The sequence below is a fragment of the Acutalibacter sp. LFL-21 genome (assembly GCF_025630755.1).
In the GTDB taxonomy this organism is placed as follows: Bacteria; Bacillota; Clostridia; order Oscillospirales; family Acutalibacteraceae; genus Acutalibacter; species Acutalibacter stercoravium.
In genome coordinates this window covers 62,590-87,608 of the sequence record NZ_JAOTNT010000005.1, presented here as the reverse complement: position 1 = coordinate 87,608, position 25,019 = coordinate 62,590, and the positions used below count along the sequence as shown (strand labels likewise).

20 protein-coding genes are annotated in these 25,019 nt (G+C 63.2%); 6 read left to right on the top strand and 14 right to left on the bottom strand.

Translation table 11 applies throughout. The annotated features are described in order from the left end of the window. Positions 1-54: 54 nt before the first annotated feature. Entirely contained in the window at positions 55-2,490 is a 2,436-nt protein-coding gene (locus tag ODJ80_RS07500; RefSeq protein WP_263041590.1) for a non-lysosomal glucosylceramidase, read from the top strand. A 122-nt stretch (positions 2,491-2,612) separates the two neighbouring features. On the opposite strand, the gene ilvN is transcribed toward ODJ80_RS07500, so the two are convergent. The 10 genes from ilvN to yfbR all read right to left on the bottom strand — a co-directional run bounded on the left by ilvN (position 2,613) and on the right by yfbR (position 13,050). Next, a complete protein-coding gene (gene ilvN, locus ODJ80_RS07495) occupies positions 2,613-3,083 on the bottom strand; it encodes an acetolactate synthase small subunit (RefSeq protein WP_178865124.1) in 471 nt (156 codons plus the stop codon). A gap of 16 nt (positions 3,084-3,099) precedes the next feature. After that, entirely contained in the window at positions 3,100-4,719 is a 1,620-nt protein-coding gene (ilvB, locus tag ODJ80_RS07490) for a biosynthetic-type acetolactate synthase large subunit (protein WP_263041701.1), read from the bottom strand. A gap of 14 nt (positions 4,720-4,733) precedes the next feature. Further along, a complete protein-coding gene (locus tag ODJ80_RS07485; RefSeq protein WP_263041589.1) occupies positions 4,734-5,258 on the bottom strand; it encodes a hypothetical protein in 525 nt (174 codons plus the stop codon). Positions 5,259-5,271: 13 nt separating this feature from the next. Then, the gene (tsaD, locus tag ODJ80_RS07480; protein ID WP_263041588.1) at positions 5,272-6,276 is read right to left on the bottom strand and encodes a tRNA (adenosine(37)-N6)-threonylcarbamoyltransferase complex transferase subunit TsaD; all 1,005 of its coding nucleotides are present in this window, start codon (positions 6,274-6,276) and stop codon (positions 5,272-5,274) included. Then, the gene (rimI, locus tag ODJ80_RS07475; RefSeq protein WP_263041587.1) at positions 6,273-6,725 is read right to left on the bottom strand and encodes a ribosomal protein S18-alanine N-acetyltransferase; all 453 of its coding nucleotides are present in this window, start codon (positions 6,723-6,725) and stop codon (positions 6,273-6,275) included. Before rimI ends, tsaD begins: the two co-directional genes overlap by 4 nt. A gap of 225 nt (positions 6,726-6,950) precedes the next feature. Then, positions 6,951-7,442, bottom strand: a complete 492-nt coding sequence (locus tag ODJ80_RS07470) for an arsenate reductase/protein-tyrosine-phosphatase family protein (RefSeq protein WP_178865127.1) — start codon at positions 7,440-7,442, stop codon at positions 6,951-6,953. Between the two features lie 45 nt (positions 7,443-7,487). Then, positions 7,488-8,324, bottom strand: a complete 837-nt coding sequence (locus ODJ80_RS07465; protein ID WP_263041586.1) for a putative RNA methyltransferase — start codon at positions 8,322-8,324, stop codon at positions 7,488-7,490. A gap of 4 nt (positions 8,325-8,328) precedes the next feature. Further along, positions 8,329-10,896: a DNA polymerase I gene (polA, locus tag ODJ80_RS07460; protein WP_263041585.1), complete on the bottom strand. Its 2,568-nt coding sequence runs from the start codon at positions 10,894-10,896 to the stop codon at positions 8,329-8,331. A 35-nt stretch (positions 10,897-10,931) separates the two neighbouring features. Then, positions 10,932-11,909, bottom strand: coding sequence for a tRNA dihydrouridine synthase DusB (dusB, locus tag ODJ80_RS07455; protein ID WP_263041584.1), 978 nt, complete (start codon positions 11,907-11,909; stop codon positions 10,932-10,934). A 463-nt stretch (positions 11,910-12,372) separates the two neighbouring features. Further along, positions 12,373-13,050, bottom strand: coding sequence for a 5'-deoxynucleotidase (gene yfbR / locus ODJ80_RS07450; protein ID WP_317619881.1), 678 nt, complete (start codon positions 13,048-13,050; stop codon positions 12,373-12,375). A 247-nt stretch (positions 13,051-13,297) separates the two neighbouring features. Between yfbR and ODJ80_RS07445 the strand changes: the two genes are divergently transcribed. Together ODJ80_RS07445 and ODJ80_RS07440 are read left to right on the top strand one after the other, a co-directional pair. Continuing rightward, positions 13,298-15,889: a YfhO family protein gene (locus ODJ80_RS07445; RefSeq protein WP_263041582.1), complete on the top strand. Its 2,592-nt coding sequence runs from the start codon at positions 13,298-13,300 to the stop codon at positions 15,887-15,889. Positions 15,890-15,901: 12 nt separating this feature from the next. Beyond that, positions 15,902-16,867 carry a glycosyltransferase family 2 protein gene (locus ODJ80_RS07440; RefSeq protein ID WP_263041581.1) on the top strand — a complete coding sequence of 322 codons (966 nt, stop codon included), beginning with the start codon at positions 15,902-15,904 and terminating at the stop codon, positions 16,865-16,867. Between the two features lie 117 nt (positions 16,868-16,984). Here ODJ80_RS07440 and ODJ80_RS07435 read toward each other — a convergent pair whose 3' ends face one another. Both ODJ80_RS07435 and ODJ80_RS07430 read right to left on the bottom strand, forming a co-directional pair. Then, positions 16,985-17,959, bottom strand: a complete 975-nt coding sequence (locus tag ODJ80_RS07435; protein ID WP_263041580.1) for a carbohydrate kinase family protein — start codon at positions 17,957-17,959, stop codon at positions 16,985-16,987. Positions 17,960-18,101: 142 nt separating this feature from the next. Further along, a complete protein-coding gene (locus tag ODJ80_RS07430; protein WP_263041579.1) occupies positions 18,102-18,818 on the bottom strand; it encodes an RICIN domain-containing protein in 717 nt (238 codons plus the stop codon). Between the two features lie 302 nt (positions 18,819-19,120). On the opposite strand from ODJ80_RS07430, the gene ODJ80_RS07425 reads away from it, so the two are divergent. Next, the gene (locus tag ODJ80_RS07425; protein ID WP_263041578.1) at positions 19,121-21,568 is read left to right on the top strand and encodes a cation-translocating P-type ATPase; all 2,448 of its coding nucleotides are present in this window, start codon (positions 19,121-19,123) and stop codon (positions 21,566-21,568) included. 18 nt (positions 21,569-21,586) lie between these two features. Next, entirely contained in the window at positions 21,587-22,000 is a 414-nt protein-coding gene (locus tag ODJ80_RS07420; protein WP_178865137.1) for a DUF3788 domain-containing protein, read from the top strand. Between the two features lie 56 nt (positions 22,001-22,056). On the opposite strand, the gene pyrE is transcribed toward ODJ80_RS07420, so the two are convergent. Both pyrE and ODJ80_RS07410 read right to left on the bottom strand, forming a co-directional pair. Beyond that, complete coding sequence (pyrE, locus tag ODJ80_RS07415) at positions 22,057-22,719, bottom strand: orotate phosphoribosyltransferase (RefSeq protein ID WP_178865138.1); 663 nt, start codon at positions 22,717-22,719, stop codon at positions 22,057-22,059. 97 nt (positions 22,720-22,816) lie between these two features. Beyond that, entirely contained in the window at positions 22,817-23,083 is a 267-nt protein-coding gene (locus tag ODJ80_RS07410; protein WP_178865139.1) for a hypothetical protein, read from the bottom strand. 1,254 nt (positions 23,084-24,337) lie between these two features. On the opposite strand from ODJ80_RS07410, the gene ODJ80_RS07405 reads away from it, so the two are divergent. Next, positions 24,338-25,009, top strand: a complete 672-nt coding sequence (locus ODJ80_RS07405) for a CatB-related O-acetyltransferase (RefSeq protein ID WP_263041577.1) — start codon at positions 24,338-24,340, stop codon at positions 25,007-25,009. Positions 25,010-25,019 lie beyond the last annotated feature (10 nt).

The window sequence follows — 25,019 nt, the reverse complement described above, 5'->3', positions numbered from 1 at the left end:
TGGGCAGCCCGGGGATTTTTGCACAGTGTTCTTTTGATATGGAGGAATTGTTTCATGAAAGCACCATCCAGCAAACGGTATGAGGGAAAGCATCTGGACCAGGTGGCCTTTCCCCTGGGAGGAACCGGTGCGGGCATGTTCTGCCTGGAAGGCACCGGGGCCCTGGGCAGCATGTCCCTGCGCAACGCGCCGGATGTCTTCCACGAGCCAGAGGCCTTCTCCGCCCTCTATGTAAAGCAGGGCGGGCAGTCCTGCGCCAAGGTGATCCAGGGGCCGGTCCCCCGGTACAAGGTGTTCGGCACCCAAGGGACGCTTTCCGGCCTGGGGGTAAGCAACTCCTTTGGCAAGACCTACGGCCTTCCCCGGTTCCGGTCCAACAGCTTTACCAGCCAGTTCCCCTTCGCGAAACTGGAGTTCCAGGACCCAGGCGTGCCCCTGGCTGTGGAGCTGACAGGGTTCAGCCCCTTCCTGCCCCTGGACCCGGACAACTCCTGCCTGCCCGCGGCCACACTGGCCTACCGCTTTGAGAACCAGGGCAGCCAGCCGGTGGAGGCCGTGTACTCCTTCAACACCTTTAACTTCATGCTGCTGCCAGAGGAAAAGTGGTTCCCCCAGCCGGTGGCGGCTGGGAACCAGGGCTCCATCACCCAGGAGGAGGGGACCGTGGTCCTCACCTGCTTTGGCACAGAGGAGAAGCCCCACCACTTCGGCCAGTGCCGCATCCGCCTAGAGGGGGCGCCGGTGCAGGTGGACACGGACTGGTTCGCCGGCGGCTGGTTCGACCCCCTTTCCATGCAGTGGAAGGCCATCCGGGAGGGCGTCTCCCGCCAGGCGGAGGACCCGGAGGGCGGCAGCATCGGGGCCTCCCTGTCCGCGGCGTTCACCCTGCAGCCCGGGGAGAGCAGGGAGCTGGCCCTGCACTTCGCCTGGTATGTGCCCTACAGCGACCTGCGCCAGGGCTATGAGGAGGACGGCACCTCCCAGGGGAAGGAGACTTACCAGCCCTGGTACGCGGGGCGCTTTGGCTCCTGCGGCGAGGTGATGGACTACTACTGCAAGCACTACGCCGGCTTCTATGAGGAGTCGAAACGGTTCAGCCAGGCCCTGCACGCCTCCAGGCTGCCGGAGGAGGCCATGGACGCCGTCAGCGCCAACCTGTCCATCTTGAAGTCCCCCACCGTCCTGCGCCAGACGGACGGCAGGCTTTGGGCCTGGGAGGGCTGCTGCGACACGGTGGGAAGCTGCCATGGGAGCTGCACCCACGTGTGGAACTACGCCCAGGCCATCCCCCACCTGTTCCCCATGCTGGAGCGCACCTTCCGCAACGCGGAATTCCACGAGGACCAAAACGAGGAGGGGCACCAGGAGTTCCGCTCTGCCCTGCCCATCCGCAAGTCGGGCAACACCTTCCACGCCGCCTCCGACGGGCAGCTGGGTGGCATTATGAAAATGTACCGGGAGTGGCGCATCGGCGGGGACCTGGAGTTCCTGCAGGAGTATTGGCCCCTGATGAAGAAGAGCCTGGATTACTGCATCCGCACCTGGGACAAAAAGCGGGAAGGCGTGCTGAAGGAGCCCCACCACAACACCTATGACATCGAATTCTGGGGCGCGGACGGCATGTGCTCCTCCTTCTATCTGGGGGCCCTGGCGGCCATGAGCCGCATGGGGAAGGCCCTGGGCCAGGACGTCTCCGAGTATGAGGAGCTGTACCGCCGGGGGCGGGAGTATTTGGAGACCCGCCTCTTCAACGGGGAATACTTCTACCAGCAGGTGGAGTGGGAGACCTTGGAGGCCAAGATGGACCTGGAGAAGGAGCCCGCCTCCAGCCGGGCGCTGATGGAGCGGGAAGGCCCCAAGTACCAGTACGGCCAGGGCTGCATTTCCGACGGCGTGCTGGGCGCGTGGATGGCCAGGGTCTGCGGCCTGGGCGACATCCTGGACCCGGAAAAGGTGAAAAGCCACCTGCTCTCCGTGTACCGGTACAACTTCAAGCGGGACCTGAGCAACCACGAGAATCCCCAGCGGCCCGGCTATGCCCTGGGGGATGAGGGGGGCCTGCTGCTGTGCTCCTGGCCCCGGGGCGGGCGGCCCTCCCTCCCCTTCGTGTACAGCGACGAGGTGTGGACCGGCATCGAGCACCAGGTGGCCTCCCACCTGATGATGTTCGGCTGCATGAAGGAGGCGGAGGACATCCTATCCGCCTGCCGCAGCCGGTATGACGGGGAGAAGCGGAACCCCTACGACGAGTACGAGTGCGGCCACTGGTACGCCCGGGCGCTGGCCTCCTATTCCTATCTGCAGGCCTACGGCGGCATGCGCTATGACGCCGTGGAGAAGACCCTGTACCTGAGCTCCCAAAACGCCCAGGAGTTCACCCTGTTCCTGTGCACCGCCACCGGCTACGGCACGGTGACCCTTCATAACGGGGCCGCAGAGGTCCATGTGGCCAAGGGCCAGATCCCCGTGGAGCACATTGTCATCTCCTGAGCTCCACCGAACAGACAGGGGGACTAAAGCGCCGGCCTGAGAAGGCCAGCTCCCCCAGACCGGCAAAAAGCAAAGAGGACCGCTGTCCCAACCGGGACGGCGGTCCTTTCTTTTTTCTCCAGTCAGCCCCGCTCCAGGGCGATGACCCCGGTGCGGGAGATCTCCCGAATGCCGTAGGGGCGCAGCAGGTCCAGCAGCGTCTCGCAGCGCTCGTGCTCCCCGGCGTATTTCAGCGTCACCGTGGACTTGGAGACATCGGCCACCTCGGCCTTCATCAAGGCGGCAATCTCGTTGACCTTGCCCAGGGTGGCGGGGTCGCAGGCCACCTTGACCAGCAGCAGCTCGGCGGTGACAGCGTCCGGCCCCAAGGAGCGCACCTTGATGACCGGGATGACCTTGTTCAGCTGCTTCTCCACCTGTTCCAGGATGTGGTCATCCCCCTGGCCCACAATGGTCATCCGGGACATGGTGGTGTCCTCGGTGGTGCCCACGGCCAGGCTGTCGATGTTGTAGCCCCGCCGGGCAAACAGGCTTACCACCTTAGAGAGCACGCCTGGCTGGTTTTCCACCAGCACGGATAGAGTGTATTTCACGGCAGCATCTCTCCTTTCACACCGAGGGGGTTTCCGGGTCCACCCGGCACACCAGCACATAGGGCCGGGGAGACTGGAGCATTTCCTTTGCCAGGCGCTCCGCCTCCCGGTTGTTTTTGGCCAGGGCCGCCGGGATCCCATAGGCCTGGCACAACGCCACAAAGTCCGGGTTGCCGTCCATATGGGTGCCGATGTGGCGCCGGGCGTAGCGGCTGTTCTGATACTCCCGCACCATGCCCAGGCGGCGGTTGTCAAAGACCACGACCTTCAGCGGCGCGTGAGAGGCTGCCACCGTAGCCAGCTCGCACAGGCTCATTTGAAAGGCTCCGTCCCCGCACACGGCCAGCACCTGGCGCCGGGGCTTTGCTAGCTTGGCCCCCAAGGCCGCGGGCAGGGCGTAGCCCATGGTGCCCAGGCCCCCGCTGGTGAGGAACCTGCCCTCCTTCTGGGTGAAGTTGATGGCCGCCCAAATCTGCCCCTGGCCCGGGTCGGCGGCGAGGATGGCGTCCTCCTCCATCATGGCGGAGAGGGCCCGGATGAAGGAGCGGGGCTCCACAGTGTCCTCCCGGTCCTGCCCCCGGGGGACGAACTCCCGCTTGTAGCGCAGCACCCGCTCCACCCAGTCCCGGCACTCCACCGGCTGCACCTTCTCCGCCAGGGCGGCCAGCACCTGCTTCACGTCCCCCACGATGGGCACGTCCACCCGCATGTTTTTGCCGATCTCCGCCGGGTCGATGTCAATGTGGATGACCTTGGCCTGCTCCGCGATCTGGTTGGGCAGGGCAATGGCCCTGTCCCCCACCCGGGCCCCGCACAGGACGATCAGGTCCGCCTCGCCAATGGCCCGGTTGGCGTAGCTGCGGCCGAACTTGCCGATCATCCCCAGGTAGACGGGGCTGTCCATGGGCATGACCCCAATGCCCATCATGGTGGAGACAATGGGGATGCCGCTCTTCTGGGCAAAGGCGGTCATCTCCTCCCGGGCGCCGGAGAGCACCACCCCGCCCCCGCAGCAGATAACGGGCCGCTTGGCCTGGGAGATGGCCTCCAGCGCCCGCTTGACTTGCAGGGGGTGGCCCGCCGTTTTGGGCTTGTAGCCGGGGATGTCCGCCGCCTCCGGATAGTGGAAGGCCTCCGCCAGCGCCTCCTGCACGTCCTCGGGCACGTCGATGAGCACCGGACCCGGCCGGCCCGTGGAGGCGATGTGAAAGGCCTCTTTAAACACCCGGGGCAGGTCCTCCACGGACTTCACCAGGTAGCTGTGCTTGGTGAAGGACTCGCAGGCGCCGGTGATGTCCGCCTCTTGAAACACATCCCGGCCCAGCTGCTCCAGGTTCACCTGGCCGGTGATGGCGACAATGGGGATGGAGTCCATATAGGCCGTGGCAATGCCGGTGATCAAATTGGTGGCCCCGGGGCCCGAGGTGGCCACGCACACCCCCGGCCTGCCGCTGGCCCGGGCATAGCCGCTGGCCATGTGGGCGGCGTTCTGCTCAGAGCGCACCAGCACATGCCGGATGGGGGAGTCGTAGAGCGCGTCATAAAAGGGGCAGATGGCCGCCCCCGGATAGCCAAAGAGGATATCCACCCCCTCTGCCTCCAAACATTTCACCATAATCTCTCCGCCTGTGAGCATCGTTCCCATCTCCCTCAAGCTCCTTCCGGCAGGAAAGAGGCCCCGTCAAAGGTGAGCCCCAGCTGCCCGCCGGAATAGGTATAGCCCTCCCCGCTGGGGGAAAGGCGCATCTCTCCCACGTCGCTGCCCGCCACGCCCTGGGCGGTGCTTTCCGTAGGGGCCAGCACATAGGCGCCCCCTTCCTGGGTGTAGGTCCCGGTGATGAGGGCGGTGCCGTCATAGAAGGTGGCGGCCAGCTGGAAGCTGCCGTCCTGGTACAGGGTGAGGGTGGGCTCGTAGCCCGCCTCCGCCCCGGAATCCTGCTGCACCAAAACCAGCGCAGCCTCCTGGGAGCTCTGCTCCCCCTCGCTTTGCGCCCCACTGGAAGCTGGCGCTTCCGAGGCCGGGCTCTCCTCCGGGAGGCTCTGGCTCTGGGGCGGGGCAGCCTCGCTCTCCTGGCTTTGAGGCGCGGCGCTGGAGACCTCATCCTGCCCGCCGCAGGCGGAAAGGCACAGGCCCAAAAGGCAGGCGCAGAGGAGTGCATACAGCCGCTTTTTCATCCTACCCGCCTCCTCACTCAATGGTGCGCTGGGCACAGGCGTTTAAATCCATGCCCGCGGTGTTCCCCGCCAGGAACTCGTAATAGCCCTGGGAGGCGATCATGGCGGCGTTGTCCCCGCACAGGGACTTGTCCGGCAGGTAGAGGGGTAAGCCCCTCTCCCCGGCCAGGCGCTCCAGCTCCCGGCGCAGCAGCCGGTTGGCGGAGACGCCCCCGGCGGCGGCCAGGGTCTTGGCGCCGGTCATCTCCGCGGCCTGGAAGAAGTTCTCCGTCAGGCAGGAGACCACCGCCCGCCGGTAGGAGGCGCACAAATCCGGCACGGAGATCTCCTCTCCCTTTTGCCGGGCGTTGTTCAAAAGGTTCAGCACGGCGGTTTTCAGGCCGGAAAAGCTGAAGTCCAGGGGCGCGCCCTCCACATGGGGGTGGGGCAGCTTGTAGGCGGCAGGGTTCCCCTCCTCGGCGACGCGGTCCATCTCCACCCCGCCGGGGTAGGGGATGCCCATGGCTCTCGCAGCCTTATCAAAAGCCTCTCCCGCGGCGTCATCGCGGGTGCGGCCCAAAATTTTCAGCTTTGTATAGTCCTCTACCTGGACGATGTGGGAATGGCCCCCCGACACCACCAGGCACAGGAAGGGGGGCTCCAGCCCCGGGCTGCTCAAATAGTTGGAGGCGATGTGCCCCCGCAGGTGGTGCACCGGGATCAGGGGCAGGCCCGTGGAGAGGGCCAACCCCTTGGCGAAGTTCACCCCCACCAGCAGGGCCCCGATCAGCCCCGGGGCATAGGTGACGGCAATGCCGTCCAGGTCCGCAAGGGACTTGCCCGCCTGGGAAAGGGCCTCCTGCACCACGCCCACAATGGCCTCGCTGTGGCGGCGGGAGGCGATCTCCGGCACCACGCCCCCATAGATCTTGTGCTCCTCCACCTGAGAGGCGATCACAGAGGAAAGGATGGTTCTGCCGTCCTCCACCAGGGCGGCGGCGGTCTCGTCGCAAGAGCTTTCAATGCCTAACAGGATCATGCTTCACCCTCCTTGGGAAACCGCCGGGTGAGGATGAGGGCGTCCTCGGTGGGGTCGTTGTAAAAGTTCCGGCGGCGGCCCTCCTCCGCAAATCCCAGCTTGGTGTAAAGCCCCACCGCCGCCCGGTTGGAGGGGCGCACCTCCAGCGAGATGAACTCGGCCCGCTGGCGCCGGGCCTCTGCGGCCAGCGCCTCCACAATGGCCGAGCCCACCCCCTTGCGCCGGTGATGGCCGAACACGGCGATGTTGTCGATGTAGCATTCCATGTGGGAGCAGTGCATGCCCCCATAGCCCAGAATCTTGTCCCCGTCCACCGCGGTGACAAAATAGGCCCGGGGGTTGTCCACCTCGTCCTCCAAAGCCTTCCGGCTCCAGGGGCGGGAGAAGCAGAGCTTTTCCAGCTCCGCCAGAATCTCACAGTGCTCCTTCTCCATTTTCACAATCTGCATAGGTCTCTTCTTCTATCCTTTCCACACTCTGCGGGTTTCCATGTGCAACACAGCTATTATAAACTGTGAGGCGGCAAAACTCAAGGAAGGGCGGCAAATTTCTGAGAAGCCGCCCCCCAGCGCAAAGAACGCGCCACCCTGCTGCCGCAAGGTTCTGCGGCGCAGCGGCAGCGCGTTCCTGGGCTCAAGGGATGGGCCCTTGTTTTCCCGGGGCGCAAGCCCTTGTCAGGGCTGGGGCCGGTTCCCCCTTTGGAAGGGAGGGGGCTGCAGGGTGTTGTCAAACACCAGCAGCCGGGTGACAAAGTCCTCGTAAAAGGTCTCCAGCTGCTGGCACAGCTTGTCCCGGCAGGCCCGGTAGACCTCAAGGCCCTCCCCATAGGGGTCGGCAATGTACTTGGGAATGTAGATCTTTGTCTGGGGCACGCCTGCCTGGCCCAGTATGTAGCCGTGGGTCTTGGACATGGGGAAGTACAGGTCCCACACAGGCAGCTCCTCCCCCGTAATGCGCCGGGCGGTGTGCTCGGAGATATCCACCCCAATCTCCCGGCAGGCAGCCACCGCGTTTTCTGAAACGGGCATGCCGTCCACCGCCGAAAGCCCCGCGCTTTGGCACAGCACCCGCTCTTCCATGCCCCGCTCCTGCATCATTTTGCGGAAGATCCCCTCCGCCATGGGGCTCCGGCAGGTGTTGCCGGTGCACACAAACAAGATTTTCAATCCAATCTCTTCCTTTCTATAAGGCCATCCGGGCCGGGCCCGGCGTTATAGTCTCTCATACACCAAAAAGTCAAAGGCGATCTCCGTTTGGAAGGCCCCGGCCTCTTGCAGGCGCTTTACGCCCTCCACGCCGGTTTTCCAGTAATAGGGGGTCATGGCGAACAGGTCCATGGCCGCCTCCCCATCCGGGAGGGAGATCACATCCCGGACCCGCTCCCGCCGGACAAAGCGGAAGCCCTCATAGGCCGTCTCCCGATGGGGGTTCTCATAGGGCGCCTCATACAGGATCTCTTTCAGGCCGTACAGGTGCCTCTCCCCCGGCACCGCGTAGAGGAAGAAGCCCCCGGGCTTCACCACCCGGGCAAACTCCGCCTGTGCCAGGGGGGAGAACACATCTGTCAGCAGGTGGACGCTCCCCGTCCCCAGGGGGATGGCAAAGGAGCTGGCCACCGCAAAGGGGATGCCCTTGTGCTTTCCCGCGGCGGCCTTTACCGCCAGCTTGGAGATATCGAACCCGCAGACCCGGGCCCGGGGCAGGGCCTTCCCCAGCCCGGCGGTGTAGTAGCCCTCCCCGCATCCGGCATCGCAGAGGGCCAAGCCCTCCCCGGCCGGGCTCCCCAGCTGGGAAGCGCACTCCGCGGCCAGGCGGCACAAAGCCTGCCGGAAGGGTTCATAATAGCCCGCCTCCAAAAAGCGGCGGCGGCTCTCCACCATCTCCCGGCTGTCCCCCGGGAGCTTGGCGTGCATCTTGTTCACCGGCAGCAGGTGCACATACCCCTGGCGGGCCACGTCGAAGCTGTGGCCCTGGGGGCACACCGCCCGGTGCTCCTGCCGGGCCAGGGGCCCGCCGCACAGGGGGCAGCAAAAACACATCTCCTCCATGGGCTCACTCCTTGGCCTCGAACCAGGTGCGGCCAGAGCCCGCCTCCGCCACCATGGGCACGGAGAGGCTCACCGCCCCCTCCATCTCCTCTTGGAGGATGCGCTCCACCTGCTCCCGCTCCTCTGGGGGGCACTCCACGATGAGTTCGTCGTGGACCTGGAGGATGAGCCTGCCCTGCAGGCCCTCCCGGGCCAGGCGGTCGCTGACCCGGATCATGGCGATTTTGATGATGTCCGCCGCCGCCCCCTGGATGGGCATGTTCCGGGCCACCCGCTCCCCAAAGGCCCGCATGTTGAAGTTGCCGCTTTTCAGCTCGGGCAGATAGCGCCGCCGGCCGAAAAGGGTCTCCACATAGCCCTGCTCTTTGGCCTGTTCCACCACCCGCTTCATATAGGCGTCCACGCCGGAGTAGTTTTTCAGGTACTCCTTGATATAGTCGTCCGCCTCTTTGCGGGTGACGCCGATATCCTTGGACAGGGAGAAGGCCCCAATGCCGTAGACGATGCCGAAGTTGACGGCCTTGGCCTTGGAGCGCATGTCCTTGGTGACCATGTCCACGGGCATTTGGAACACGCGGGCCGCCGTGGCGGTGTGGATGTCCCGCCCCTCTAAAAAGTCCTCCTTCATGGCGGCGTCATCCGCCACATGGGCCAGCACCCGCAGCTCAATCTGGGAGTAGTCCGCGTCCACCAGCAGGCCGTGCTCCGAGGCGAAGAACTTCCGCAGTTCCCGGCCGATGGGGGTGCGCACGGGGATGTTCTGCAGGTTGGGCTCGGCGCTGGAGATGCGCCCGGTGCGGGTCTCCGTCTGGTTGAAGGTGGAGTGCACCCGGCCGTCCGGGCCAATCACCTTCAGCAGCCCGTCGCAGTAGGTGGATTTCAGCTTGGCCACGGTGCGGTAGCGCAGCACCTTGTCCACCACCGGGTGGAGCAGCCGCAGCTCCTCCAGCACGTCGGCGTTGGTGGACCAGCCGCTCTTGGTCTTTTTCCCGTGGGGCAGGCCCAGCTTGCCGAACAGGGCCTCTCCCAGCTGCTTGGGGGAGTTGATGTTGAACTCGTACCCCACCTCTTCAATAATCTCGTCGTGGAGCTGGTTCACCTGGGCCTCCAGCTCCTTGCCGTAGGCCTGGATGCTCTCCTTGTCCACATAGAAGCCGATGTGCTCCATCTGGGCCAGCACAAAGCTGAGGGGGATCTCGATGGCCTCCAGCAGCTCCTGCTGGCTGTTCTCCGCGATGGCCTGTTCCAGGGCCTGGCACAGGCCCGGTATGGCCGCCCCAAAGCGCAGCTCCGGCTCCTCAAAATCCGCCAGGGCCACGCCGTACTCGGCGCAGAGGCGCTCCACGTCGTAGCCGGAGGCAGAGGGATTCAAAAGATACCCCGCCAGGGCCGTGTCCATGCGGACGGCCTCCATCTTGCAGCCCAGTTCCAGGGCCTGGCGGTGGAGGGGCTTTGTGTCGTGGGTGTATTTTTGAATGCGGTCATTTTTGAAGAAGGCCCGCAGGAAAGCCTCGTCGGGCTTTACCCGGTGCACCTCCCCCTTGTGGGCAAACACCAGGCTGGCCAGCTCCCCCGCCTCCCACTGGGCGTAGAAATACGCTTCTCCCGCGTCCTCCAGCATGGGCAGCAGGGGGGCGCCGTCCTCATAATCTTTCTGGCCGGGGCGCTCCGCGGCGGGGGCGTCCTCCTGGGGCTGGGCGTTTAAGGACAGGCCGAACTTGTCCAGCAGGGAGAACAGCTCCAGCTTCACCATCAGAGCGGCGGCCTTCTGGGGGTCGCCCTCCCCCTTTTCATAGTGGGAAAGGTCCGTGTCGATGGGGGCGTCCCGGCGGATGGTGCCCAAATCGTAGCTCAAAAAGGCGTTGTCCCTGGACTTCTCCAGTTTGGCCTTCATGGCGGGCTTGATGTCCAGCTCCTCCAGGTGGCCGTAGAGATACTGCAGGCTGCCAAACTTCTGGATAAGCTCCCCGGCGCCCTTGGGGCCGATGCCCGCCACCCCGGGGATGCAGTCGGAGGAATCCCCCTGGATGGCCTTCAGGTCGATCATCTGGCGGGGGGTGACGCCGTACTCTTCTTGGATCTTCTCCACATCGTAGAGGGTGACCTGGGGCTGGCCGAACTTGGTGGTGGCCAGCCGCACCGAGGTGGAGTCAGACACCAGCTGCAGGCTGTCCCGGTCCCCGGTGGCGATGAGGCACTGGCTGCCCTCCCGCTCGCAGGCGGCGGCCAGGGTGCCCAGGATGTCGTCGGCCTCCCACCCCTCGCAGGAGACAATGCGGTAGCCCAAATCGGTGAGCAGCTCCTGCAGCACCGGCAGCTGCTGGGCCAGTTCCTCCGGCATGCCCTTGCGGTTTGCCTTGTACCCGGCGTAGGCCTTGTGGCGGAAGGTGGGGGCCTTGCGGTCAAAGGCGATGGCCACCCCGCCGGGGGCGGTCTCGTCCAGCAGCTTTTTCAGCATGGTGAGGAAGCCGTAAATGCCGTTGGTAAAGTCCCCGGCCTTGGTGGTGAGCAGCTTGATGCCGTAAAAGGCCCGGTTCAAAATGCTGTTGCCGTCCAATACTAATAGTTTCATAACGTGGGGCTCCTTTTCACAATACAATACAGGGACTATCCTTCCCCTTGGTTTGCCGCGTACACATGGGCCAGCAGCTGGTCCAAATCCGCCAGCGTGCACAGCTCTCCCGCCCGGCGGCGGAACTGGGCCGCCCCCCGCAGGCCGTGGAGATACCACCCCACATGCTTGCGGGCCTCCCGCAGGGCCCGGTCCTCCCCTTTCAGGGCGCAGAGGGCGTCTATGTGGCGCTTGATGACCACAATGCGCTCCGCTACCCCCGGCGGGGGGATGAGGGTGCAGGAATTGGTGAGATAGGCGTTGATCTGCCGGAACACCCAGGGGTTTCCCAGGGCGCCCCGGCCCACCATCACCAGGTCGCAGCCGGTCTCCGCCAGCAGCCGGGCGGCAGAGGGGCCGTCGGTCACGTCCCCGTTGCCGATGACCGGCACCTGCACCGCCTGCTTCACCTGGCGGATGATGTCCCAGTCCGCCTGGCCCATGTACATCTGGTCTTTCGTCCGGCCGTGGACCGCAATGGCGGCAGCCCCCGCCTCTTCGCAGGCCTTGGCCACCTCCACGGCGTTTTTGTGGTCCTTGTCCCACCCGGCACGGATCTTCACGGTGACGGGCAGGTCCGTGTTCCGCTTCACCGCGGCCACAATGGCGGCGCACTTGGCAGGGTCCTTCATCAGGGCGCTGCCCGCGCCGTTGCCCGCCACCTTGGGCACGGGGCAGCCCATGTTGATGTCAATGCCCGCCGGGCCGGACTCCGCCGCCTTGCGGGCCGCCAGGCCAAAGTCGAAGGGGTCACTGCCAAAAAGCTGCAGGAACACCGCTCCCCGGTCTCCCGAGGTATCCGCCAGCCGGGCGGTCTTTTCATAGCTGTATGGAATGGCCTTGGCGCTGACCATCTCCGTGACGGTGTAGGCCGCGCCAAACTCCGCGCACAGGCGGCGGTAGGCGGCGTCGGTGACCCCCGCCATCGGGGCCAGGGCCGCCCGGCCCGTGATCTCAATGTTGCCGATACGCATGATGTGATCTCCTGATCTCCTTCCAATTTTCGTGGGACAGCGGACGGTTTCCCCTTTCCCCAACGAGGACCGGCAAAACCGTCTTAGAGCGGGCGCCCCTCCCGCTTTATGCAGGCCACAAAGCCTGTCCTTCAAATTTTCCCAGCAGGGCCGAAGGTAGGGAAATGGACAAGTGAAGAGAATCTTCAGGTTTTAAGCGCCTCCTGGCACTTGACCACATGGGCAAGTGAAGCGCTTTTTGGCGCGTGATTTGAAGTTCGCTTATCCATTTCCTGCACGTTTCTCCTGGAGAGAGTCCCGCCCTCACTGGGATTTTGCTTTAACAAGTTAATTCGTTACCACTTTAATCGTCCATGTGGTCAAATGCCGGAACCCGCATAAACACTGGGTTTTTGGCTCACTTGTCCATTTCCATTTCTCCGGCCCTGCCCCCTGCATTTTGAGCAAGAGCCGGCCGGGGACTTTAACCCCGCTTCTTTTTCCGGGGCCCCTTCTCCGGCAGCACCTTGGAAAACACCAGCTGGGAGCTCTCCGAAAATTTCAGGCCCGCCTCCCGGGTGTAGTCCTGCTCCTCAATGGTCAGGCCGTAGCTGGGCAGGAACTGGTCCATAAAGTAGTCCGCCTCTGGCAGCTGCATGTCCCGGATGGCCTGGGTGATGGTCTGCTCCGCCTTGGAGAAGTCCCGGTTGCCGCTGATGCGCTCTTCCACGCACTTGATGACCGCGGAGATCTTGTCCGCCGCCTTCACCAGGGGCTTTAAGGCCTCGTCCTGGGGGCCGTTCATGGTCATGATCTTCCGGTACTCCTCCCGCAGCTCCTCTGGCAGCATGGAGACCAGGTGCTCTGCCGCCATGTCCTCCACCTCGCCGTAAGCCCTGCGGATCTCCTCAGAGTGGTACTTCACCGGCGTGGGCATGTCCCCGGTGATGATCTCCGGCGCGTCGTGGAACACGGCCAGCAGGGCGGCCCGCTCTGGGTTGTAGCTTTTGCCGAACTTCTGGTTGCCCACTGTGGCCAGGGCGTGGGCAATCAGCGCCACCTCCAGGCTGTGCTCGCAGATGTTCTCGCTGCGGGTGTTGCGCATCAAGCCCCAGCGGTTGATGTATTTCATGCGGGAAAGCATGGCGAAAAACGGGTACAAGCGGGCTCCCTCCATTCTCTGGTTTCACAGCTCCCGGCAAGGGGTTCTCGCCGGACTTTTTTATTATACAATATTTTCCCCCTCTTTTGTTACCAAATTGCAATCTTTTTCTTTCTTCTTTTGCCCCAAGGGCCTTTCCGCCGAAAAAGTGCTTTATCCCCCCTGGTTTCTGTGCTATAATGGGAGTACTTATAGGCAGGCGGGCGCTCCCCCCTTGCCTGAATCCGGTTCGGAGGTACGCGCTTTTATGGAATCTCTCAAAGAAAAAAAAGGGGGCTTTCGGAACAACTACTTTCTGAAAGCCTTTTTCCTGGGGCTTGGCCTCTCCTTTTTGGTGTTCATCCCCTTTATTGTGGTGGACGGGGGCCGCTTCCTCTTTTACGGGGACTTCAACGTCCAGCAGGTGCCCTTTTACCGCCTGGCCCACGACGCCGTGCGCTCTGGCAACCTGGGGTGGAGCCACCTGACAGACCTGGGCGCCAACTTCATCGGCTCTTACAGCTTCTACCTGCTGGGCAGCCCCTTCTTCTGGCTGACCATCCCCTTCCCCTCGGAATGGGTGCAGTATTTGATGGGGCCGCTGCTCATTTTAAAGTTTGCCTGCGCCACCCTTACCGGCTATGTCTACATCCACCGCTACACCAAAAACCGGGACTCCGCCCTGATTGCGGCGGTGCTTTACGCCTTTTCGGGCTTTTCCATTTACAATATCTTTTTCAACCATTTCCACGAGGCCATCGTCTTCTTCCCCCTGCTGCTGGCCGCCCTGGATGAGTACATGGCCACCCGCCGCCGGGGCCTGTTCGCCCTGGCGGTGGCCGCCTGCTGCGTGGTGAACTACTACTTCTTCGTGGGCATGGTCACCTTTACGGTCATCTACTTCTTCCTGCGGCTGCTGTGCAAAAGCTGGCGCATCTCCCTAAAGGATTTCCTGCTGCTGGCCCTGGAGGCCGTGCTGGGGCTGGGGCTTGCCTGCGTGCTGCTGGTGCCCTCGGTGCTGGTGGTGGTGCAGAACTACCGCACCTCCAGCTACATCAACGGCTGGAACGCCGTGCTCTACAACCAGAACCAGCGCTATCTGCACATTCTCAGCTGCTTCTTCTTCCCGCCGGACCTGCCCGCCCGGCCCAATTTCACCCCGGATTCCGGCTCTAAGTGGGCCTCTCTGGGGGCGTGGCTGCCCCTCTTTGGCATGACGGGGGTGATTGGCTGGCTGCAGCTGCGGCGCAAACACTGGCTGAAAAAGCTGCTGTGGATTCTGTTCCTTATGGCGGTGGTGCCCTTCCTGAACTCCTCCTTCCAGATGATGAACAGCTCCTTTTACGCCCGGTGGTACTACATGCTCACCCTGATGATGGCCATGGCCACGGTGCTGGCCCTGGAAAACGAGCGCGTCAACTGGAAGCGCTCCATCACCTGGTGTTTGGTCATCACCCTGGCCATTACGGTGGTCATCGGCTTTATGCCCACCCTGGAGACCACCGACGGCCAGGAGACGGTCACCTTTGGCCTGGAGGACTACCCCACCCGCTTCTGGAGCTATGTGGCCATCGCCCTGGTCTCCCTGGCGGGGGTGGTGTACCTGTTCTGCTTCTGCCGCAGGCACAAAAAGGCCTTTTTCCGCTCTACCCTCATTGGGGTCTCCCTGGTCTCTGTGTTCTACTCCATCTTCTTCATCGCCCTGGGCAAGACACAGTCGGAGTACACCTGGGACCATTTGATCCCCTATTCCCTCAACGGCGGAAAGGACATCGACCTGACGGACCTGCAGGAGTGCCGCTCGGACTTTTACGAGTCCCTGGACAACGCCGGCATGTTCTGGGAAATCCCCACCATCCAGGCCTTCCACAGCGTGGTGCCCGGCTCTTTGATGGAGTTTTACGACTCCATCGGCGTGCAGCGGGACGTGGCCTCCCGGCCCACCACGGCCCATTACGGCATTCGCGGGCTTTTAAGCGTGCACTGGCTGTTTGACGACGACCACGACGACGCTTACTTTGCGGGGGAGGATTCCTCCAACCCCTCTATGCCCGGCTTTGCCTATTATGGCAACGCCAACGGCTTTGACATTTGGGAGAACCAGTATTATATCCCCATGGGCTTCTCCTATGACTACTACATCACCCGCAGCGAGTACAACGCCCTGAGCGAGGGCGGCGAGGACACCATTGGCGACCGGGAGCTCAGCATGCTGCGGGCCGTGGTCATCGAGGATGACCGGGTGCCCTATTACGAGGGCATTCTGGAGCATCTGCCCGAGGATATGCGCGTCTTCAACGAGGAGGGCTATTTGCAGGACTGCCAGGACCGGGCCGCCTCTGCCTGCTCCTCCTTCCAATACACCAACACCGGCTTCACCGCCCAGCTGGACTCTGACAAGGAGCAGCTCATCTTCTTCAGCGTGCCCTACGAGGCGGGCTGGAGCGCCACCGTTAACGGGGAGCCCGCCGCCATTGAACGGGTGAACGTGGGCTTTATGGCCGTGGTGGTCCCCGAAGGGGAAAGCGTCACCATTGAGTTCACCTATCACACGCCCGGCCTGGCCCTGGGCTTTGGCATCACCCTGGTGTCCCTGGCGGTGCTGGTGGCCTACCTCACCCTGATGAACCGGGTGCGCCCCCGGCCCCAGCCCCAGCGGGGGCCCAGCATGCTGCGGGTGGGCCGGTTCTCCCAATACGCCAAAAGCCGCCACGCCTCCTTCCGGCGCCCCGGGGCCATGACGCCCCATGTGCAGCGGGAAGCCGCCGTGCCGGAAGAGAGCCCGCCCCCCAAGGAGGCCCCTCCCCCGCCTGGCGGTGAGGCGCCGCCCGCCAACAACCCGGACCAACCCTCGGAATAAAGGAGAGATCGTATGGAAGCCACAGTATATTTTGTCATCCCCTGCTACAACGAGGAGGCCGTGCTGCCCGAAACCACCCGCCGCATGACGGACAAGCTCAACGCCATGCGGGCCGCCGGCCTTATCGGAGAGAAGAGCCGCATCCTCTATGTGGATGACGGCAGCAAGGACAGAACCTGGGAGCTGGTCTCCCAATTCAACCGGGAAAACCCCTGGGTAGAGGGGGTAAAGCTCAGCCACAACCGGGGCCACCAGCACGCCCTGCTCTGCGGCTTGATGAGCGCCATGCCCCGGTGTGACGCCGCCATCAGCATGGACGCGGACCTGCAGGACGATATCGACGCCCTGGACCAGTTTGTAAAGAAGTTCCAAGAGGGCTGCGACGTGGTTTACGGCGTGCGGAACAAGCGGGACACGGACACCTGGTTCAAGCGCACCACCGCCGAGGGCTTTTACAAGGTGATGCAGCTGCTGGGCGTGGATGTGGTGTTTAACCACGCGGACTACCGCCTGATGAGCAAGCGCGCCCTAGAGGCCCTCTCTGAGTACAGGGAGGTCAACCTGTTCCTGCGGGGCATTGTGCCGCTGATCGGCTACCGCAGCGACTACGTCTATTACGACCGCCACGAGCGCTTTGCCGGAGAGAGCAAGTACCCCCTGAAAAAGATGCTCTCCTTCGCCCTGGACGGCATCACCAGCTTCAGCGTTAAGCCCCTAAAGCTGATCTCCAACCTGGGCATCCTCATCTCGGTGCTGAGCATTCTCGGCCTGCTCTACGCCCTGATCTCCTACTTTGCCGGCTGGGCTGTCACAGGCTGGACCGCCATTGTTTGCTCCATCTGGCTTTTGGGCGGCCTGCAGATGCTCTGCCTGGGGGTTGTTGGGGGCTATATCGGCAAGATCTACAGCGAGGTAAAGGCCCGCCCCCGCTACCGGGTGGAGGAGTATCTGGAAAACCCCGGGGAGAAGAAGCCGTAAGGCCCTCCCATCGAAAAGCGTGCCCTCCCTGCGCACGAAATAGAAAACAGAAAAAGCCTGTCCCCCTTCTCGGGAGGACAGGCTTTTTGCGCGCGTTCTACATCTGGAGTTCTCGCTTTACACGTGGAGCAGGGGCACGCTCTTCCGGCAGGCCTCAATCTCCTCCGTGGTGGGCAGGGCGGGGATGGCCCCGGTCTTGGTGGCGCAGGTGGAACCTGCCGCGTTGGCGAAGTCCAGGAAATCCCCCAGCTCCTCCGGAGCGAGCTGGTCCGGCCGCTTCCCAGAGAGGATCACCTTGGCCAGCAGCGCCCCGAAGAAGCTGTCGCCAGAGCCGGTGGTGTCCTTCACCTTGGTGTCATAGGTGGGCTTCTCCAAGGTGAGGCCGGGCGCGAAGGCCTTGCAGCCCCGGGCGCCCAAGGTGACCACCACCAGGGAGACCCCCTGCTCCAACAGGGCCCAGGCCCCTTCTTCCACCACTTCTTTCCCGGTGAGAAGCTCCAGCTCCTCCCCAGAGATCTTCATAATGTCCGCCTTGGGCACCAGGCTCTTCATCTGGGCCACACCCTCCGCCTCGCGGCCCTTCCACAGGGGCGGGCGCCAGTTGGGGTCATAGGCGGTGATCTTCCCCAGCGCGCGGGCGTGGTCCACCAGCTGGTGCACCGCGCTGCGGGAGGGCTCCGCCGTCAGCAGCAGAGAGCCGAAGCACAGCAGCTTGCACTCCTCCACAATGGACAGGTCCGTCTCCGCAAAGGAGAGGCGGGTGTCCGCGCCGGGGTTGCGGTAAAAGCTGAAGTCCCGGTCGCCCTCGGGGCTCAGCTGCACAAAGGCCAGGGTGGTGGCGTAGTCCGGGTCCTGCGAGAGGCCCCGGGTGTCCACGCCGCAGCCCTTCAAGGTGTCCGCCAGGAAACTGCCGAACATATCCAGGCCCACCCGGCCCAGAAAGCCGGCGCTCACCCCGGCCCGGTGGGCCTGCACCGCCACGTTGGCGGGGGCGCCCCCGGGATTGCGGGCAAAGAGGAGCCTTCCGTCCTCCGTCTCCCCCACGGGGGTAAAGTCGATCAGGAGCTCGCCCATTGAAACAAGGTCCGCCATATAGAAAACCACCTTTCCAGGAAAATCTCTTACCCTTATCATACCGTTTTTCCGCCCTCTTGTAAATGGAAAAATCCCCGAAAAAGGGCGGGCCCAAGCAAAAAGGACCGTCCCCGCAGGGGGACCGTCCTCTTTTTCCATCTTACTTTTTCGCCTTGCTGGCGGGCGCGGCAGGCTTCTTAGAGGCGGGCTCCGCCTTCTGCAGGGCCTTGGGGGCCTCTTCCTGCTTCTTCATGGCCTTGGCGGGCTCTGCCTTCAGGGCCTTCTCCTCCGCCTTGGCCTCCACCGCTTTGGGAGCGGCGGCCTTTTTCTCCGCGGCCTTGCGGGGGGCGCGCTTGGCGGGAGCGGCCTTTTCCACAGCCTTCTCCTCCGCCTTGGGGGCCGCCTTCTTCGGGGCGGTCTTGCGCACGGTCTTGGCAGGGGCCTTCTCCTGGGTGGAGACAAACTTCCACTGCTGGCCCTCGCCCTCTACGCTCTCCCAAATCTGGGCGGGGGCGCCGTCCTCACTGCTCATGTCCACAATGTCCAGCGCCTTGCCGGAGTGCACGTTGACGATCTTCTTATAAGTAGAGCTCACGTTGACCAGCTGCCACAGCTGGCTTTCGCCGCCCACATCTTCCCAGGTCTGGGCCCAGGTGCCGTCGGCGGTGCCGCCCTGCATCACATCCAAAACCTTGCCGCAAGCCTTGTTGAAAAGCTTGATGCCGCCCTCTGCCTCCACAGAGGTCCAGATCTGGGCGTCGGCCTTAATAGGCTCTCTCTGCTCCACGACCAGGCCGTTGTCCAGGCCGGTGGCCTGCAGGGCCTTGCCGCTTCTGCGGTTCACGATCATAAATTCCGCTGTTTTTTTGCCAGCCATGTGTGAAACATCCTTTCTATACCTTCTAAAGAATCATGTTACGAAAGCGATCTTGCCTGCATTATATTCTTTTCCAGCGTTCCTGTCAAATCCCCGCAGGCCGCGGAAAACCTGGTTTTTTGCCGTTTGCGGGGGGATCTGCCGCCGCTTTTTGGCTATATTTTGGAAGGGGCGGGAGGCCCGGTGCTCTGAAATTGTGGAAAAGCGGAAATTTTCTGAAAATATGGCCCGCACTTGCTTGGAAACGGCTATTTCATGGTGTATACTGGATATATTCACTGGAATGGAAAGGGGGAATCTGTTTGAATCGAGACCGCGAACCACGCCGGGCCGCGCCTTCGCCCGCCCGCCGGGCCGCACCGGTGGGGCGCTTCCACCCCGACCCGCGGGTAGGCCTCTCGGGAGAACAGGTAAGGCAGCGGGTGCAGCAGGGCCTGCACAACGGCATCAGCGGCATCAAAACCAAAACCGAGGGCCAGATCATCCGGGAGAACGTGTTCACCTTCTTCAACATCCTCAACTTTGCCCTGGCCGCCGCGGTCATCCTGGTGGGCTCCTTCCGCAGCGCGGTGTTCCTGGGGGTTATTTTCGCCAACATCTTCATCGGCTCCTTCCAGAGCATCCGGGCCAAACGCACCCTGGACAAGCTCTCCATCGTCTCCGCCCCCAAGGCCGCTGTCCTGCGGGAGGGCGTGAAAAAGGGGATCCCCGTGGAGCAGGTGGTTTTGGACGACATCCTGGTGCTCTCGGCGGGGAACCAGATCTGTTCCGACGCTATCGTCTCCGCCGGGGAGTGCGAGGTCAACGAGTCCCTCATCACCGGGGAATCGGACCCCATTCTCAAGCGGCCGGGGGACAGCCTGCTCTCCGGCAGCTTTGTGGTCAGCGGCAGCGTTCACGCCCAGGTGGAGCATGTGGGCGCGGAGAACTACGCCACCAAGATCGCCGGGGACGCCAAGTACATTAAAAAGCGCAACTCTGAGATCATGGACTCTATCGACCGCATCGTCAAGTGGGTGGGCTTCGGCATTCTGCCCATTGGGGCCCTGCTGTTCTGGAAGCAGTTCTTCGTGCTGGGGGACACCCTGCAGAACTCGGTGGTGAGCACCACCGCCGCCATGGTGGGCATGATTCCCGAGGGGCTGGTGTTGCTGGTGAGCGTGTGCTTTGCCGTCAGCGTGGTGAAGCTCTCCGCCCGCAAGACTTTGGTGCGGGACCTGTACTGCGTGGAGACCCTGGCCCGGGTGGACACCCTGTGCCTGGACAAGACCGGCACCATCACCGAGGGCACCATGCAGGTGGACGAGCTGGTGCCCTTTGCGGGCGTTTCGGAGCAGGACATGGCCGCCGCCCTCTCGGCCCTGGTCTCCAACCTCAGCGACGGCAACCCCACCTCCCTGGCCATTCAGGAGCGCTTTCCAGAGCCAAGCCCCTGGCGGGCCAGGGACCTGGTGCCCTTCTCCTCCGCCCGCAAATGGAGCGGCGCTTTCTTCCCCGGCCGGGGCTCCTACGTCATGGGCGCGGGGGAATTTATCCTGGGCGATGGCTTTTTCGCCATCCGGGAGCAGGTGGAGGGCTACTCCCAGCAGGGGCAGCGGGTGCTGCTGCTGGCCCGCAGCCCGCAGCCCTTTGCGGACAAAGAGTTGCCGGAGAAGCTGGAGCTTATGGGCCTGGTGCTCTTGAGTGATAAAATCCGCCGGGAGGCCCCCCGCACCCTGCGGTACTTTGCCGACCAGGGGGTGGATTTGAAGGTCATCTCCGGGGACAACGCCGTCACCGTGGCCCACATCGCCCGGAAGGCGGGGCTGGAAAACGCGGACAAGTATGTGGACGCCACCACCCTGCGCACCGAGGAGGACATCCGCCGGGCGGTGAGTGAGTACTCCGTCTTCGGCCGGGTGACCCCCCAGCAGAAGCTCAGCTTCGTCAAGGCGCTGAAGGCCCAGGGCCACACGGTGGCCATGACCGGCGACGGCGTCAACGACGTGCTGGCCTTGAAGGAGGCGGACTGCTCCATCGCCATGGCCTCCGGCAGCGACGCGGCCCGCACCGTCTCCAGCCTGGTGCTGCTGGACTCCAACTTCGCCTCCATGCCCGTGGTGGTGCAGGAGGGCCGCCGGTCCATCAACAACCTGCAGCGCTCCAGCGCCCTGTTCCTCTCCAAGACCATTTTCTCGGCGCTGATCGCCGTGCTGTTCATCTTCATCAACTACAGCTACCCCTTCCAGCCGGTGCAGCAGACGCTGATCTCCACCCTGACCATCGGCACGCCCTCCTTCATCCTGGCCTTAGAGCCCAACAAAGAGCGGCTGCGGGGCAAATTCATCTTAAACGTCATCCGCCAGAGCATCCCGGCGGCCCTGACCATGACCGCCAACATCGTGCTGCTGTGCGCCCTCAGCGAGCCCTTGGGCCTTTCCAACCCGGATATGTCCACCCTGGCGGTGATCCTCACCTGCCTGACGGGCTTTATCATGCTCTTTAAGGTGAGCACCCCCTTCAACGGCCTGCGGGGCGCCCTGTTCGGGGTGCTGCTCTCCGGCTTTGTGGCCTCGCTGCTCTTCCTGCGGGACTTCTTCGCCCTGACAAACCTGACCATGCCCATGCTCATCGCCCTGGCCCCCATGCTGCTGTTCGCCATTGTGATGATGCTGGCCCTGCTCCACTTTGTGGACCACATCATCGCCAATGCCCAAAGCCCCCTGCGGCAGCTGGGCAAGCGCAAGGGGCGGCGGCACAAACCCCACTGAACCCTGCGGAGGAACGCTATGCTGAAAACCATCCCCACCCCAGCCATGCTGGAGGAGCTTTTGGGCCCGGCGCTGTATGCGGCTTGGCAGGCGCTGTGCCAGGCCATCGAGGAGCGCTATGACATGGACCGCCTGTGGGACTCCGGCGGCAAAAGCTGGACCTACGAGTACAAATACCGCCGGGGCGGCAAGACCCTGTGCTCCCTCTATGCCAAAAGCCAGTGCATGGGATTCCTGGTGATCTTTGGGAAAGCGGAGCGGGCCAAAGTGGAAGCCATCTGGGAGAGCCTCTCCCCGGCTGTCCGCGCCCAGTATGAGGCGGCCCAGACCTATCACGACGGGAAATGGGTGATGTTTTCTCCCACCGGCACCAGCAACTTTGCAGAGTACATGGAACTGCTGGCCCTCAAGCGGAGACCCAACCGGAAATAAAAAAGTTTCCCACAGGCTGCCAAAGCCCTGTGGGAAACTTTTTGCTTTTTAGAAATTTACAGCACGCAGTACTGCTCCATATAGCCTTCCATGGCTTTGAGCAGCTCGGGGTCGGTGCCCTGCTCTTTCAGGTACTCATGGATATCCACCACGGTGACGATGGGGTGCACCTTCACGCCGAACTCCTCTTCCACCTCCATAATGGCGGTTTTGCCGGGGGTGTGGCCCACCTCGCACCGGTCCACGCTGATGAACATGTGGGGCACCTGCACATCGGCGCAGGCCTTCAGAATGGGCATGGTCTCCCGCACGGCGGTGCCGGCGGTGATCACGTCCTCGATGATGAGGATGCGGTCCCCGTCCTGGGGGGCATAGCCCACCGTGCCGCCGCCCTCGCCGTGGTCCTTCACCTCTTTGCGGTTGAAGAAATAGGGCTTGTCGATGCCGTAGTCGTTGTACAGGGCGATGGAGCAGGCGCTGGCCAGGGGGATGCCCTTATAGGCCGGGCCGAACATGGCCTCGAACTCTCCGCCCACAGTATCCTTCACAAGCCCGGCGTAGTAGCTGCCCAGCCGGGAAAGCTGGGCGCCGGTCTTATAGTTGCCGGTGTTGACAAAGTATTGGGTGTTGCGGCCGCTTTTGGTGACAAAGTGGCCGAAGCGCAGCACCTGGGCCGAGAGCATGAACTCGATAAATTCTTTTTTCTTTTCCGTCAGCATGGAACAGCATCCTTTCTTCCCCGCGGCTGGGGCTGGTTTCCCGCAAAAAAGGGCGGCCCGCGCCAAAGACACGCTTCCGGCCGCCCCCCGCAACTTTTTACTCTTCCTCGTCCTCCGAGTGCTTATACAGATTGAACCGGAACAGCTTGGATTCGTCGGACTCCTTCTCGCACATGACGAAGGCCTCGGCGATCTTGCCGCCCTCGATCAACGCAGTCAGGCCCACCAGCTGGCACAGCTTGCTTTTCAGGTTCAGCCGGTCGCCGTCCCGGGTCATCAGGTACACTTCACCCTCGCAGCTGTCCAGCACCTTCAAAAAGGCGGGCACGTCGATGTCATGCAGTTCTACCATTTTGGGAGACATACTTATTCCTCCTTTGCCTATGTTCCGTATCGTCCCCGCCGGTCCCGGCAGGGAGCGCCGCCCCTCCCCTTTCTGGGACCCAGGGCCTGCGCTGTGTTTATCATACCACAAACTCCCAGAAGATGCAACCGGCTGCGCCGGGGCACGTCGCGCAGGCGGCTAGAGGCTGCCGAACCCGAGAAAAACGGACCCTCAGCGGCCCGCGCTCCTGGCTTTTCGAGATGGGAAAGCGCCTTGTCTGGCTGCGCCGGGGCACGTCGCGCAGGCAGCTATGAACCGGGAAATGACAAAAATGGCTGCAAATGAAAAGCGCGGGCGCAGGAGGGGGCCCTGTCCCGCAGCGGGATGTGCGCGGCTTGGGCGCGGCAGCTTGCCGCCCGCCGGGTCTGGGGGAAAACGGACCCTTAGCGGCCCGCGCTCCTGGTTTTTGGGGATGGGAAAGCGCCTTGTTTGGCTGCGCCGGTCCCATGTCGCGCAGGCGGCTGCGGACCGGGAAATGACAAAAATGGCCGCAAACGAAAAGCGCGGGCGCAGGAGGAGCCCTATCCCGCAGCGGGATGTGCGCGGCTTGGGCGCGGCAACTTGCCGCCCGCCGGGCCGAGTGAAAAACGTCTCCTTAGCGGCCCGCGCTCCTGGTTTTTGGGGATGGGAAAGCGCCTTGTTTGGCTGCGCCGGCCCCATGTCACGCAGGCGGCTGCGGACCGGGAAATGGCAAAATGGCCGCAAATGAAAAGCGCGGGCGCAGGAGGGGCCCTATCCCGCAGCGGGATGTGCGCGGCTTGGGCGCGGCAACTTGCCGCCCGCCGAACCCGAGAAAAACGGACCCTCAGCGGCCCGCGCTCCTGGCTTTTCGAGATGGGAAAGCGCCTTGTTTGGCTGCGCCGGGGCACGTCGCGCAGGCGGCTGCGGACCGGGAAATGACAAAATGGCTGCAAACGAAAAGCGCGGGCGCAGGAGGGGCCCGTCTCACAGCAGGATGTGCGCGGCTTGGCCGCGGCAGCTTGCCGCCCAAACAGCTGCCAGTAAAGGCCGCGGATTTTTCTTTCACGGCCGGAAATTTGGCAGAGGCGTTGAATCCCTTTTTCATTTTTGATAAGATACAGGAGGGGAAATCAAAACACAGACCCCTACCCTGCAAACACAATTGAAGATTTGGTGAACGGAAATGAAGGAACTTCGGAAAAAGAGGGCCGTGGCCACTGCCCTGAAAACTCTGCTCTGGAGGTGAATCACAAACAGAAACGAGGTTATTTTATGGCACTGCAGATTCCAGACCCCAACGCGGTCTTTCCCAACGCATACAAGACATCCTGCTTTTTAAAGAACGTGGTGCAGGCCCCCAATGTGACCATTGGGGACTACACCTATTACGACGACCCCCAGGACCCCACGGGCTTTGAGAAAAACAACATCCTGTTCAACTACCCGGAGTTTGGGGACAGGCTCACCATTGGGAAATTCTGCTGCCTGGCCAGCGGCACCACCTTCGTCATGGGGGCGGCCAACCACCGGCTGTGCAGCGTGACCACCTACCCCTTCGCCGTGTTCGGCGGCGCCTGGGAGGAAAACGCCCCGCCCCACCTGGACCAGCTGCCCCGCAAGGGGGATACCGTTGTGGGCAACGATGTGTGGCTGGGCCGGGAGAGCGTGGTCATGCCCGGAGTGCGCATCGGGGACGGGGCCATCGTAGCGGCCTATTCCGTGGTGACGAAGGACGTGGCCCCCTATACCCTGGTGGGCGGCAACCCCGCCCGGTTCTTGAAAAACAGGTTCGACCCCCAGCTGACCCAGCTCCTCTTGGAGGCAAAGTGGTGGGACTGGGACCCCGCCGCCCTGGCGGAGGCCCTGCCCATGCTGTGCAGCCCCAACCTGGAACAGGTGAAAGCCTGGCTGCGGGATCTAGGATATGGGGCAGCAGAAATATAAGTAAGGAGGA

Coding starts and splice junctions, on each gene's coding strand:
- ODJ80_RS07430 (WP_263041579.1), bottom strand. CDS start 18,818: ATGGCTGGCAAAAAAACAGCGGAATTTATGATCGTGAACCGCAGAAGC.
- ODJ80_RS07435 (WP_263041580.1), bottom strand. CDS start 17,959: ATGGCGGACCTTGTTTCAATGGGCGAGCTCCTGATCGACTTTACCCCC.
- ODJ80_RS07440 (WP_263041581.1), top strand. CDS start 15,902: ATGGAAGCCACAGTATATTTTGTCATCCCCTGCTACAACGAGGAGGCC.
- dusB (WP_263041584.1), bottom strand. CDS start 11,909: ATGCGTATCGGCAACATTGAGATCACGGGCCGGGCGGCCCTGGCCCCG.
- pyrE (WP_178865138.1), bottom strand. CDS start 22,719: ATGCTGACGGAAAAGAAAAAAGAATTTATCGAGTTCATGCTCTCGGCC.
- rimI (WP_263041587.1), bottom strand. CDS start 6,725: ATGCAGATTGTGAAAATGGAGAAGGAGCACTGTGAGATTCTGGCGGAG.
- ODJ80_RS07445 (WP_263041582.1), top strand. CDS start 13,298: ATGGAATCTCTCAAAGAAAAAAAAGGGGGCTTTCGGAACAACTACTTT.
- ODJ80_RS07405 (WP_263041577.1), top strand. CDS start 24,338: ATGGCACTGCAGATTCCAGACCCCAACGCGGTCTTTCCCAACGCATAC.
- polA (WP_263041585.1), bottom strand. CDS start 10,896: ATGAAACTATTAGTATTGGACGGCAACAGCATTTTGAACCGGGCCTTT.
- ODJ80_RS07465 (WP_263041586.1), bottom strand. CDS start 8,324: ATGGAGGAGATGTGTTTTTGCTGCCCCCTGTGCGGCGGGCCCCTGGCC.
- ODJ80_RS07420 (WP_178865137.1), top strand. CDS start 21,587: ATGCTGAAAACCATCCCCACCCCAGCCATGCTGGAGGAGCTTTTGGGC.
- ODJ80_RS07485 (WP_263041589.1), bottom strand. CDS start 5,258: ATGAAAAAGCGGCTGTATGCACTCCTCTGCGCCTGCCTTTTGGGCCTG.
- tsaD (WP_263041588.1), bottom strand. CDS start 6,276: ATGATCCTGTTAGGCATTGAAAGCTCTTGCGACGAGACCGCCGCCGCC.
- ilvB (WP_263041701.1), bottom strand. CDS start 4,719: ATGCTCACAGGCGGAGAGATTATGGTGAAATGTTTGGAGGCAGAGGGG.
- ODJ80_RS07410 (WP_178865139.1), bottom strand. CDS start 23,083: ATGTCTCCCAAAATGGTAGAACTGCATGACATCGACGTGCCCGCCTTT.
- ODJ80_RS07500 (WP_263041590.1), top strand. CDS start 55: ATGAAAGCACCATCCAGCAAACGGTATGAGGGAAAGCATCTGGACCAG.